This window comes from Pseudarthrobacter sp. C1 (assembly GCF_034720455.1).
Lineage (GTDB): Bacteria > Actinomycetota > Actinomycetes > Actinomycetales > Micrococcaceae > Arthrobacter.
Map to the genome: position 1 here is coordinate 435763 of NZ_JAYESK010000003.1, position 12804 is coordinate 448566.

General features: G+C 67.4%; 10 protein-coding genes. 7 read left to right on the forward strand and 3 right to left on the reverse strand.

Features of this window, described 5'->3' with window-relative positions; translation table 11 throughout:
* Positions 1-1228: CHAD domain-containing protein (locus U7114_RS07155; RefSeq protein WP_323056946.1), on the forward strand; the 1228-nt coding region annotated here is incomplete at its 5' end.
* 79 nt (positions 1229-1307) lie between these two features.
* Here U7114_RS07155 and U7114_RS07160 read toward each other — a convergent pair.
* Entirely contained in the window at positions 1308-2744 is a 1437-nt protein-coding gene (locus U7114_RS07160; protein WP_157241534.1) for a PucR family transcriptional regulator, read from the reverse strand.
* Between the two features lie 168 nt (positions 2745-2912).
* On the opposite strand from U7114_RS07160, the gene U7114_RS07165 reads away from it, so the two are divergent.
* Positions 2913-4343: a gamma-aminobutyraldehyde dehydrogenase gene (locus U7114_RS07165; protein WP_321214150.1), complete on the forward strand. Its 1431-nt coding sequence runs from the start codon at positions 2913-2915 to the stop codon at positions 4341-4343.
* Positions 4344-4395: 52 nt separating this feature from the next.
* A complete protein-coding gene (gene gabT / locus U7114_RS07170; protein ID WP_323056947.1) occupies positions 4396-5766 on the forward strand; it encodes a 4-aminobutyrate--2-oxoglutarate transaminase in 1371 nt (456 codons plus the stop codon).
* Between the two features lie 92 nt (positions 5767-5858).
* Here gabT and U7114_RS07175 read toward each other — a convergent pair whose 3' ends face one another.
* Together U7114_RS07175 and rarD are read right to left on the reverse strand one after the other, a co-directional pair.
* Positions 5859-7112 (reverse strand): NAD(P)/FAD-dependent oxidoreductase, encoded by a 1254-nt coding sequence (locus U7114_RS07175; RefSeq protein WP_323056948.1) that lies wholly within the window; start codon positions 7110-7112, stop codon positions 5859-5861.
* A gap of 40 nt (positions 7113-7152) precedes the next feature.
* Positions 7153-8193 carry an EamA family transporter RarD gene (rarD, locus tag U7114_RS07180; RefSeq protein WP_323056949.1) on the reverse strand — a complete coding sequence of 347 codons (1041 nt, stop codon included), beginning with the start codon at positions 8191-8193 and terminating at the stop codon, positions 7153-7155.
* A gap of 104 nt (positions 8194-8297) precedes the next feature.
* On the opposite strand from rarD, the gene U7114_RS07185 reads away from it, so the two are divergent.
* The 4 genes from U7114_RS07185 (at position 8298) to U7114_RS07200 (ending at position 12752) form a co-directional block, all read left to right on the forward strand.
* Positions 8298-9296 (forward strand): DNA topoisomerase IB, encoded by a 999-nt coding sequence (locus U7114_RS07185; protein WP_323056950.1) that lies wholly within the window; start codon positions 8298-8300, stop codon positions 9294-9296.
* A 74-nt stretch (positions 9297-9370) separates the two neighbouring features.
* A complete protein-coding gene (locus tag U7114_RS07190) occupies positions 9371-10801 on the forward strand; it encodes an FAD-dependent oxidoreductase (RefSeq protein WP_323056951.1) in 1431 nt (476 codons plus the stop codon).
* 62 nt (positions 10802-10863) lie between these two features.
* Positions 10864-11475, forward strand: coding sequence for a TetR/AcrR family transcriptional regulator (locus U7114_RS07195; RefSeq protein WP_323056952.1), 612 nt, complete (start codon positions 10864-10866; stop codon positions 11473-11475).
* The gene (locus tag U7114_RS07200) at positions 11475-12752 is read left to right on the forward strand and encodes a glycosyltransferase (protein WP_323056953.1); all 1278 of its coding nucleotides are present in this window, start codon (positions 11475-11477) and stop codon (positions 12750-12752) included. The genes U7114_RS07195 and U7114_RS07200 overlap by 1 nt, the downstream gene beginning before the upstream one ends.
* The last annotated feature ends 52 nt before the right edge of the window (positions 12753-12804 follow it).

The following is a 12804-nucleotide window of genomic DNA, read 5'->3' on the forward strand; positions in this document are numbered from 1 at the left end:
GGTGGTGCGGCTGGAAACCAGCCGCACCACCCACGCCCTGTACGGCGAGGACGGCGTTCACTTGGCGGACCTCGCCGATGACCGGGTGACAGCCGAGCTCCTGCACCGCGGACAAAAAGGCGGAGCCGGGGGCGGCGGGGAGAAGCAGCATTGGCGTGAATGGGAGCTGGAACTCGTCCATGGCGATCCCGGGTTCTTCGGCCCCGCCGAGGAGCTGCTGGCCAAGGCCGGAGCCCGTCCTGCCGGGCACGCCTCGAAGCTTGCCCGTGCGCTGGGCGGCGCCGCCGGCTCCCTCCCGGACGCCGGCCCTTCCCGGAACGGAAGTACCCCTGCCCTGGCTGCCGGCAGGAAGGCCCCCGCAGCCGCCGTCGTCACTGCCTACCTCAGTGGACAGATCGGGGAGATCCTGGCCCAGGACCCGGGAGTCCGGCTGGAGGAGCCCGAGTCGGTGCACGACATGCGGTCCGCGCTCCGCCGGGTCCGCTCCGTGCTTTCTGCCTACTCAAAACTTTATGCAGCCGCTCCGGTGCGCCGGCTGCGCGACGAACTGAAATGGCTGGGCCAGCTGCTCGGCGCGCCACGGGATGCCGAGGTCCTGCTGGCCAGGCTCCGCGGGCACCTCGACGACCTTCCGCCGGGGGAGGGCGTGGACGACGTCAGGGCCAAGGTGGAGCACAAAGTGGGCGGCGCCTATGACGACGGTTACCGGCAGCTCCAGGAGGCGCTGCGCTCGGAACGCTACTTCCGGCTCCTGGATGACCTGGAGGCGTTCCGGGACAAACCGCCGGTCCGTCCGGACCCGGTGGCGCCGGGGCGCCGCGTGGCTGCGAAAGCCGTGGCCAAGGCTGCCAGGCGGCTGCGGCGCTCGCACAAGGCCGCGGTGCGGTCGAAGCGCGGAACGGCCCACGAAACCGCCCTCCACCAGGTGCGCAAGGATGCCAAGAAGCTGCGGCACGTGGCGGAATCTGCCGCCCAGGTCTACGGCAAACGTGGGGACAAGGTGGCCAAGGCCGCGCACCGGCAGCAAAAGATCCTGGGCAATTTCCACGACGCCGTGATCGCCCGGGACCTGCTGGCCACGGTGGGCTCACGCCAGGAACCGACGCCGGCTGCGGCAGCCTATGCAGCATTGGAGACGCGGGAGGACGGACTGATCAGCAGCTCCGAGGCCGAGTACCGGAAAGCCCGCAGGAAGTCCCGGAAACTGCTGCGTCGCGGGCTGGGGTAGCGGCATGTCAGGGCAACTCGGGGTCAGATAACGCCCGATAAATCGCTGATATCGGGCAGGAAGTGACCCCGCGTTGGCGTTATTTCCCCTGCCGCGCGGACAGCCGGGCCACGGCCAGCGCCAGCCAGAGCTGCACGCGGTCCGCAGTGACGGCGGGGTCGTAACCGGTCAGCTCGGTAATCTGCGCCAGCCGGTACCGGACGGTGTTCCGGTGCAGGGTGAGCTCCTCGGCGACGGCGGCCACCGAGCCGTTGTTGTTGAGGTAGCTCTCCAGCGTGGCCATCAGTTCCGAGCCGTGGGCGGCGTCAAAGGTCCGCAGCGGGTCCAGGGACTCGTTGGCCATGTCCGCCAGCGGTACGTCCTCGCTGGCCAGGAGCAGCGATGTCAGGCTGAGGCGCTCCGGCTCATTGACGGGCAGGCCGTGGCTTGCCGCGTCACGGGCCTCAAAGTAGCTCCACCGCAGGCCGTTCGGCTTGGTGTACGCGCCGCCGATCCCGATCGTGGCGTGGATGCCGGCTTCTGCCAGGTGGTCGCTCAGCTTCCGGGCAAGGGCAGGTGCGCCGCCGCCGTCGTCGTTAATGACCAGCACCAGGTCCTTGCCCACGACGGCGGCCACCGCCTTTTCCAGTTCGCGCGGCACCGAGGTACTCACCAGTGCCTTGTTGTGGGCGGCCGAAACGGCCAGCAGCACCACGTTCTTCCGGGTGCTGTTGACGCCCACGCCGGCCAGGCGCCGCTGGGCCTCGCTGGTCTCCAGCGCCCCGTGGATCACGTCTTCCAGGACCTGGCCGCAGAGGGCACGCTGGGCCTGGCGCTGCTTGACCATGTTGTTCAGCTCCACGCTGATCAGGCTTTGGGCGTACCCGATGATGCCCGAGTCCTCGAAGGGCTGCCGGACCCAGAGCGTGCAGGCATCCCGCCGGCCGGTGGGGACGGGATAGGAGGACCAGGAGTCCGCGGACGGGGAATCGCTGCTGCTGTTGTAGAGCTGGGCCGTGAACTGGGTGAGGGCCACGTCGGTGCGCAGCATGTTGCCCAGGTGCTTGAGGAGCTCGGCGAGCCCGCCACCGGTCAGCAGGGCCCGGGCCAGAATCTGGTGCCCGGCGATCAGCCGCTCGAGCTTGGCGTAGTGGTCCGCGGACTGGGCGTCGGCCACCAGCTTGCCAATGGCAATGAACGGCGTCTCGTAGGGAACCTCCACCACCGGCAGGCCCCACCGGTTCGCCTCCGCCAGCAGGGCAGGAGGGACCGTCTCGTGCGAGAGCCCCACGCCGAAGCCAATGCCCACGGCACCGGCCCGCTGCACCTGCCGGACAAAGCGCCGCTGCTCCGGCGCGGATCGCAGGCGCAGGCCGGTGGTGAGGATCAGTTCCCCGCCGTTGAGGAACCGGTGCGGATCCTCCAGTTCCGTGACTGCCACCCAGTTGATGTCCTGGTGCCAGGTGGTCTCGGCGACCCCGGCCTTGGACAACTTCAGGGAGTTAACACCCAGCAGGGCGGCAAGGGAGATGGCCATGGATCAAGGATAAACGGGCGCTGGGCAACCGCACTAAACAGCTCCCGGAAGGGTGTGCAGGTGGCTATTCACTGCACAGGGGCGCTGGCATAGGCTCAAGGCAGTTCCATCCATCCGCCCCGAACTCCGCCCGGGCGCGGGTGGCCCCTACGAAAGAGGTTGCACACCGTGGTCCAAACCTTGCAGAACTTCATCAACGGGAAGTTCGTCACCCCTGCCGGCACCACCCTGCTGGACATCGTGAACCCGACCAACGGGGAAGTCGTGGCGCACTCGCCCGTCTCGGTGCAGGCTGATGTGGACGCCGCCATGACCGCAGCCAAGGACGCCTTCAGGACCTGGAAGCACGTCACCCCGGGGCAGCGCCAGCTGATGCTCCTCAAGCTCGCCGACGCCGTCGAGGCCAACAGTGACGAACTCGTGGAGGCCCAGCACCGCAACACGGGCCAGGTCCGCTCCCTGATCGCCTCCGAGGAAGTGGCGGCCGGCGCCGACCAGCTCCGTTTCTTTGCCGGCGCAGCCCGCATCCTTGAAGGCAAGTCCGCCGGCGAATACTTCGAGGGGCACACCTCCTACGTCCGCCGCGAACCCATCGGCGTCGTGGCCCAGGTTGCACCCTGGAACTATCCCTTCCTGATGGCCATCTGGAAGATCGGCCCGGCGCTCGCCGCCGGCAACACCGTGGTCCTCAAGCCCTCGGACACCACCCCCGAATCCACGCTGGTCCTGGCCCGCCTCGCAGGGGACATCCTGCCCGCCGGCGTCCTGAACGTGGTGCTGGGCACGGGCGAGACCGGTGCCCTGATGGTGGACCACAAGGTTCCCGGCCTGGTGTCCATCACCGGCTCCGTCCGTGCCGGTATCGCTGTGGCGTCCGGTGCCGCCAAGGGCCTCAAGCGTGCCCACCTGGAGCTTGGCGGCAAGGCGCCGGCCATCGTCTTCAAGGACGCCGATATCAAGAAGAGTGCCGCGGCCATCGCCGAGTTCGCATTCTTCAACGCAGGCCAGGACTGCACCGCGATCACGCGCGTGCTGGTGGAGGACTCGGTGCACGACGACGTCGTCGCCGCCATGGTGGAGCACACCAAAACCCTCCGCACCGGCTCGCAGAACGATGAGGACAACTACTTCGGCCCGCTGAACAACATCAACCACTTCAACGCCGTCAGCTCGGTGGTGGAGAACCTGCCTGCCAACTGCCGGATCGAAATTGGCGGCCACCGGGCGGGGGAGAAGGGCTACTTCTTCGAACCCACCATCGTCACCGGCGCCAGGCAAAGCGATGACATCGTCCAGAAGGAAACCTTTGGGCCCGTCATCACCGTGCAGAAGTTCAGCACCGAGGAAGAAGCTGTGGAACTGGCGAATGACGTGGACTATGCCCTCGCCTCCAGCGTGTGGACCACCGACCACGGTACGGCCATGCGCCTGAGCCGCGACCTGGACTTCGGCGCCGTCTGGATCAACACCCACATCCTCCTCACCGCCGAAATGCCCCACGGCGGCTTCAAGCAGTCCGGCTACGGCAAGGACCTCTCCATGTACGGCGTTGAGGACTACACGCGCATCAAGCACGTCATGAGTGCACTCGACGCATAACCCCGCCGCCAAACCTCCGCATCAAACCCCAGGCTTTCCAGAAAGGCTCCCCATGACCACCACCGCATCAGACATCACCTTCCGCCTGGAGCAGAAGCGCCGGGTCCAGGCCGACTTCCCCGGGCCCAAGTCGGTGGCACTGGCCGAGCGCCGCAAGGCGGTAGTTGCCGCCGGCGTCGCCTCCGCCGTTCCCGTCTACGTTGCAGACGCCGACGGCGGGATCATCCACGACGTCGACGGCAACTCCTTCATCGACCTCGGCTCAGGCATCGCGGTGACCAGCGTGGGCGCGTCCGATCCCGCCGTCGTCGGTGCCGTCAAGGAAGCCGTGGAGCACTTCACGCACACCTGCTTCATGGTCACCCCGTACGAGGGGTACGTGGCACTGGCCGAGCAGCTCAACCGCCTTACGCCCGGCGACCACGAGAAGCGCACGGTCCTCTTCAACTCCGGCGCGGAGGCGGTGGAGAACGCCGTCAAGGTGGCCCGCCTCGCCACCGGACGCGACGCCGTCGTGGCTTTCGACCACGCCTACCACGGCCGCACCAACCTCACCATGGCGCTCACCGCCAAGGCCATGCCGTACAAGACCAACTTCGGCCCGTTCGCGCCCGAGGTCTACCGCATGCCCATGAGCTACCCGTACCGCGAGGAAAACCCGGAGATCACCGGTGCCGAGGCCGCCAAGCGCGCCATCACCATGATCGAAAAGCAGATCGGCGGGGACCAGGTTGCCGCGATCATCATCGAGCCCATCCAGGGCGAAGGCGGGTTCATTGTCCCTGCCGAGGGCTTCCTCCCGGCACTGGCCGCGTGGGCCAAGGACAAGGGCATCGTCTTCATCGCCGACGAGGTCCAGTCCGGCTTCTGCCGCACCGGTGAATGGTTCGCCGTCAACCACGAGGGCGTCGTTCCGGACATCCTGACCCTGGCCAAGGGCATCGCCGGCGGCATGCCGCTCTCCGCCATCACCGGCCGGGCAGACCTGCTCGACGCCGTGCACCCCGGCGGCCTGGGCGGCACCTACGGCGGCAACCCAGTGGCATGCGCTGCCGCGCTGGCATCCATCGGCTCCATGGAGGAGTACGACCTGAACGGCCGGGCCCGCCACATTGAAGCCCTGGCCACTACCCGCCTCCGCGCGCTGCAGGCCGAGCTTGCCGGTGCCGGAACAGCCGTCATCGGCGACGTCCGCGGGCGCGGCGCCATGCTCGCCATCGAACTGGTCCAGGCCGGCTCCAAGGAACCGAACCCGGAACTGACCAAGGCCGTGGCGGCCGCGTGCCTGAAGGAAGGCGTCATCATCCTCACCTGCGGCACCTACGGAAACGTGATCCGCCTGCTGCCGCCGCTGGTCATCACCGACGAACTGCTGACCGACGGCCTGGACGTCCTGGCCGCCGCCATCAAAGCCAACGCGTAGCCGTCCACAGAGTTAGCGTCCCTCGCAACGGCGCGAACACAACCCGAGGCCCCGGAACTATTGTTCCGGGGCCTCGGGGGATTAAGGCGCCGCTACCTCTGGGCTTTGTCCGGTTCGCCGATGACCACCTGCGCGGGACTGTGCAGCACGTAGCCGTTGAGCCAGGAAAACAGGGCGCGGACTTTCTGCTGGAATCCGGACAGCAGGGCAAGGTGCACCAGGAGCCAGGACAGAAAAGCCAGCGGACCCTGGAGCTGGACGCGCCGGCGCCCCAGTTCAGCCACCGCCGCGCCCCGTCCGATCATCGCCATGTATCCCTTGTCCACGTAGCGGAAAGGCTGCCGGGTTCCGCCGTTGAGGTCGGCAAGGATGTTGCGCGCGGCCCACTTCCCGGCCTGCTGGGCCACCGAACCGAGCTGCGGCAGTTTCGCTCCGGTCGAATCGGTGATGTTGGCGGCGTCGCCGATGACATACACGCCTTCCGCACCAGGGGCCGTCAGGTCAGCCTGGACGTCGATCCGGCCGCCCTTTCCCTGCGGCAGCCCCGAGCCGGCGATGAGGTCCCCGCCCTTCAGCCCGCCGGCCCAGACAACGATCCCGCCCGGGATGACCGTCCCGTCAGCCAGCGTCACGCCGTCGGCCCTGACCTCGGTGACGCCCACCCCCATATGCATCTGGACCCCTATCTTCGCCAGGCGTTGCCGGGTGTATTCCTGGGACTTGGAAGAAAACATGGCGAGCACGCTCGGCACCATGTCCACCAGGTGCACGCGGCACCTGGCCGCCAGTTCCGGGGAGAAGAACTTTGCCACAACGAACTTGATGTTTTCCGCCAGGGCGCCGGCGGTCTCCACCCCCGTGGGACCGCCGCCCACCACCACCATGTCCACTTCGGTTCCAGGCTCGCGGTCGGCCCGGTCCAGCAGCCGGGTCACGCTGGTTCCAAGCCTGGTGGCGTCGGTCACGGAGTACAGCGGGAAGGCATGCTCCTCCGCCCCGGGCGTATTGAAGAAGTTGGGCACGGCGCCCACGGCGATCACCAAAACCTGGGCGCGGAACGTGTCACCCTCGTCGGTGGTGACGGTGTGGTTTCCAACATCAACCGAGGCCACTTCCGCGGTCAGGACCCGCACGTTGCGAATCCGCCGGAACATGGACCGGATGGGGCGGGCAATGGCGGACACGCCTATCTGCGAGGTGGCCACCTGGTACAGCAGCGGCTGGAACTGGTGGTAGTTGTTCGAATCGATAAGCAGGACGCGGACGCCCTTGCGGCCAAGTTCCCTGGCTGCAGCGGTGCCGGCGAATCCGGCCCCGATCACGATGACCTGATATGAGTCCTCCATCCGAGCAACCTACTCCACCGGGGTTCCCGGCAACAGGGGGCTAGGAGGATTTGAGGGCCGCCCGGTTCCGTCGCCGGGCCACGGACGCCTTGCGGGCCGTGCGCAGCATGTCCACGGTCAGGACCAGCAGCGCCACCCACACCACGCCGAAGCCGATCCAGCGGTCCAGGGTCATCGCTTCCCTGAACACCACCAGCGCCAGGATGAACTGCAGCACAGGCGCGAAGTACTGCAGCAGCCCGATGGTTGTCAGGGGAAGGCGGCGGGCCGAGGCTCCAAAGAACAGCAGCGGTACCGCCGTGATCACGCCGGAGGCCAGCAGGAGCCAGAAATGGCCCGGTCCCTGGGTGGTGAGCGTGGCTGTTCCGGCGGCTGCCAGGTAGACCATCGTGGCCGCCGCGAACGGGGCCAGCACCATGCTCTCCACGCTGAGGCTGGTGACGGCGTCCACCCTGGACCCCACCCGCTTCTTGACGAAACCGTAGAGGCCGAAGCTGAGGGCCAGGGTCAGTGCGATCCACGGCAGCTTGCCGTAGGAGTAGGTGAGGACGCCCACCGCCACAAAACCGATGCCGACGGCGGTCCACTGCAGCGGACGCAGCCTCTCCTTCAGGACGAACACGCCCAGCAGGACAGACACCAGCGGGTTGATGAAGTAGCCAAGGGAGGCCTCAACGGCCTGCCCGGTGGTCACCCCGTAGGTGTACGTCAGCCAGTTGACGGCGATCAGGAAGGCGGCCAGGGCCAGCGAACCAAACACGGCGCGGTCCCGCAGGGCCTGCGCCAGCGCGGACCAGGAACGGGTGGCCATGATGAGGAGGGCGCAGAACAGCAGGGACCACACCACCCGGTTGGCCACGATTTCGACGGCGCCCGCCGGCATGAGGACAAAGAAGTACAGCGGGAGCAGCCCCCACAGCCCGTACGCCCCGATGCCAAAGAGGATTCCCGCCGTCGTCTCCTTATCTACGGCCTTGGGACCGGCGGCTTTGGGGCCGGCTGCCCGGGAAGGACGGGGCGCAGCGGCGGGAGCCGGGGCGCTGGCGGGGGAGGATCCATCGGGAGTGGGCACGGAACCCATAACACCACCCCGGGGGCAGGTATTCCAGCAGGCAGGGCACGCAACCGGCAAATAATCAGTAGGCTTGCTTTTATGATCTTCGCCAAGCGGCCGGACACGGCCCCATGAGGCTCCGGCGCAGCAACGCTTCGGGCCGAGGCTACCGCCGTGTTGCTGCCGGTAAAGGCTTCAGCTACCGGGACCTGGACGGCTCCACCTTGCCGCCCGGTCCGGTCCGGGACCGGCTGGAAAGCATCGGCATTCCGCCGGCGTGGACAGATGTATGGATTGCCCCGTTCGAGAACGGGCACATCCAGGCAACCGGTGTGGATGCGGTGGGCCGGCGCCAGTACATCTACCACCCGGAATGGCGGGAACGGAAGGACCGGGTGAAATTCGACCGTTCCCTGCAACTGGCGGAGTCGCTGCCGGCGGCCCGCCGCAGGGTCACCATGGACCTGCGCAGTGAGGGCTTTTCGCGTGACCGGGTCCTCGCCGGGGCCTTCCGGATGCTGGACAGCGGATCGCTGCGGGTGGGGTCTGAGCGGTACACGAACGAGAACGGCAGCCACGGGCTCGCCACCCTGCTCTGCGCCCACGTGACGGTGCGCAAGGACCGTATCCTGCTGAAGTTTCCCGCCAAGAGCGGCAAGGACTGGGAGTCGGAATTCCGCGACGCAGACCTCGCCGTCCTGCTGCGGCTGCTCAAGCGGCGCGGCCCCAATGCCCGGCTCCTGGCCTACAAGGAGGGACGGCAGTGGAAGCCCGTCACCAGTGCCGACATCAACGCCTACGTGAAGGAGCGGACCGGATCCGACTTCACGGCCAAGGACTTCCGGACCCTGCGGGGCTCGGTTGCGGCTGCGGGCAGCCTGGCCCGCACAGGCGCGCGGCGGACGGCGGCCAAACGCAAGAGGGCCATCGCCCGGGCCATGATGGAAGCGTCGGAGGTGCTGGGGAACACGCCGTCGATCGCCCGCAAGAGCTACGTCGATCCCCGCATAGTGGATCACTACCACGAGGGCGAAACCATCGATCCCAAACGGCCCGACTCCGCCGAAGCCGAGCTCAGGGCCCTGCTGTACCGCGAAGGTGACGTGGTTCCGCTGGCGAAGAGCGGCTGAGCCCTAGAATAGGGGACTGTGCGCTACCTGTCCGGCGCATTCTCGTCAAGACAGCCAGTTCAGAAGGGCTTCCGGTGTCCAACCACAGCGAATCCGCCTCCTCCCGTCCCCTCCGCGTCGCCATTGTGGGCGCGGGGCCGGCCGGTGTCTACGCTGCGGACATCCTCACGAAGTCCAGCGGGGTCAAGGACGGCGACTTCGCGGTCAGCATCGACCTGTTCGAGGCCTACCCGGCGCCGTACGGCCTGATCCGGTACGGCGTGGCGCCGGACCATCCGCGGATCAAGGGCATTGTCAATGCGCTGCACAAGGTCCTGGACCGCGGCGACATCCGGTTCCTGGGAAACGTAACGTACGGCCGGGACCTCACCCTGCACGACTTCCGGGCCTTCTATGATGCCGTGATCTTTTCCACCGGCGCGGTCAAGGACGCTGACCTGGACATCCCCGGCATCGAGCTGCAGGGCTCCTTCGGCGGCGCTGACTTTGTGTCCTGGTACGACGGCCATCCGGACGTCCCCCGCGAGTGGCCCCTGGAGGCGAAGGAAATCGCGGTGATCGGGAACGGCAACGTGGCACTGGATGTGGCCCGCATGCTGGTCAAGCATCCTGAGGAGCTGCTGAGCACCGAGATTCCGGACAACGTGTACCAGGGACTGAAGGCTTCGCCGGTCACGGACGTGCACGTCTTCGGCCGCCGGGGCCCGGCCCAAGTGAAGTTCACGCCGCTGGAACTGCGGGAACTGAGCCACATGAACGACGTGGACATTGTGCTCTACCCCGAGGACTTCGAGTTCGACGAAGCCTCCGATGACGCCATCCGCAGCAACAACCAGATCAAGACCATGGTGAACACGCTCACCAACTGGCTGGTGGAGGAGCACACCGAGTCCGAGAACCCGTCCTCCCGGCGGCTGCACCTGCACTTCCTGCACAGCCCCGTAGAGGTGCTCGACGACGGCGCGGGCAAGGTGGGCGGGATCAAGTTCGAGCGCATGCAGCTCGACGGGACCGGGAATGCCAAGGGCACGGGGGAGTACATCGAGTACCCGGTCCAGGCCGTTTACCGGGCCATCGGCTACCACGGCTCCGCCCTGGACGAACTCGAGTACGACGCCAAGCGGGGCGTCATCCCCAACGAAGGCGGCCGGGTCCTGGACGCTGAAGGCAACCCTGTTCCCGGCATCTACGCCACCGGCTGGATCAAGCGCGGACCGGTAGGCCTGATCGGCCACACCAAGGGCGACGCCCTGGAAACCATCGGTTTCCTCCTCGAAGACCGGCTGACCCTGCCCCCGGCCAAGAACCCTGACCCGCAGGCGATTATCGACCTGCTGGAAGAGCGCGGCATCGAATACACCACATGGGAGGGCTGGAACAGGCTCGACGCCCACGAAGCAGGCCTCGGTGCTGCCTGGACCGGGCCCGAAGGCCTGGACCACGTGGTCCGCGAACGCATCAAGGTGGTGCCGCGCGAGGAGATGATCCGCATCTCCCGCGGCTGAGGATTCCGTGACCATCCCCATACCCCTTACCTTGGGGCATATTTCGAGTTAAGCTGATTAACATGAATGCGGACGGGATGAAGACCCGGCCCTACGACTCGCCCAAGCGCGCCGCCTCCGCCGCCGAAACGGGGCGCCGGATACTGCAGGCAACTTTGGACCTGTTCAAGGAAGGGCCGCTCGGTGACGTCACCCTGAACGCAGTGGCGGATCGGGCAGCTGTTACCGTCCAAACTGTCATCCGCCGCTTCGGTGACCGCATGGGCCTCATCCACGCCGCCGCTGAATTCGCGTCCGCAGAGGTTGCCGGCCAGCGCGGCGCCGTTCCCCCCGGCGACGTCCCGGCCGCCGTCGACAACCTCCTGGAGCACTACGAAACTACCGGGGCGCTGGCCCTGAAACTGTTGGCTGAGGAGGACACCTCACCCCTCCTGGCGGAAATCACCGAAGGTGCCAGGCGCCTCCACCGGCAGTGGTGTGAGCGGGTTTTCGCCCCCTTCCTTGAGGGCGGGTTCCTCCCGGACGGGCAGGACCGGAACCGGCGCCTGGCCCAGTTCGTCGCCCTCTGCGACGTCTACACCTGGAAGCTGCTCCGCCTGGATGCGGGCCTCAGCCGCGGCCAGGTGGCACTTTCCTTACTCGAAATGCTGGAGCCCTTCACCCGGAGGCCGTGATGTCCACCGTTCTTGGCTATACCTCGCCCGCCATAGGCCATCTTTTTCCGATGGTTCCCCTGCTCCTGGAACTGAATGCCCGGGGCCACGATGTCCATGTACGGGCCCTTCCCGGCCAGGTCCCCATGCTGCGGAGCGCGGGCCTGCACGCCGAACCTGTCGACCAACGGCTCCTGGAGGTGGTGCACCGGGACTACCTAGCGAAGTCGGTCAAGGCGAACCTCGCCTCAAGCACCGAGACCTTCACAGCGCGTGCCCGGATTGACGCCCCGGACCTTCGCAGCGCCATTGGCGGCGTCAATCCCGACCTGCTGCTGGTGGACATCAACGCGTGGGGTGCCCGGATGGTGGCGGAAGCCAGCGGGCTCCCGTGGGGAGCGTTCAGTCCCTACACACCGCCGCTCCAGTCCAAGGGGACGCCGCCTTTCGGGCCCGGGCTGGACCCGATGCCGGGCCCGCTGGGAAGGATCCGGGACGCACTGGTACGCCCCCTCGTGACCGGAGCCGTGGAGAAGCTGATGCTGCCCGGCATCAACAGGGTGCGCGCTGACATCTCCGCCGGGAAACTTCCCCCGGTCCGGAGCGTGGACGCTTTCTTCCGCACCGCCCCGCTCACGCTGGTGACCACCTCCGAACCATTTGAGTACCCGCACCCTGACTGGGCGCCGGACGTCAGGATGATCGGGGCGCTGTCATGGGAACCGCCGGCACCGCCGCCCGCCTGGCTTGGTTCCCTCAAGGAACCGGTAATTCTGGTAACGACTTCGTCCGAATACCAGGCCGACGAAGCCATCGTTCACGCGGCACTGCAGGGCCTCGCGGGGGAGCCGTTCACCGTCGTCGCCACGCTGCCGGCCGCGGAGAGCGGCGCCGCAGGAGCGCACCGGGCTTCCAGTGTTGATGGCTTTGGACAGCTTCCCCCGAATGCCCGGCTGGAACATTTCCTGCCGCACGGGCCGGTTTTGGAGCACGCGGCAGTTGCCATCACCCATGGCGGAATGGGTGCCACCCAGAAGGCGCTGGCCAAGGGGGTTCCGGTGGTTGTGGTCCCGTTCGGCCGGGACCAGCATGAGGTGGCGGCGCGGGTTGTGGCGGCAGGCGCGGGTGTGCGCCTCAGCCGCAGGAAGCTCACTCCCGGGACGCTTCGAGCGGCGGTTCACGAGGCCCTTGGCAAGAGGGAAGGGGCCCGCCGGGTGGCCGAGGGGTTCAGGGCGGCCGGCGGTGCAGCCGCCGGAGCGGACGCCCTGGAGCAATTGGTCCGCATCCAATACGGCTGACGCGTCCCTGTTTGCGTAACTTTTGCAGGCAGCTGGTCCCCGCAACCGCGCC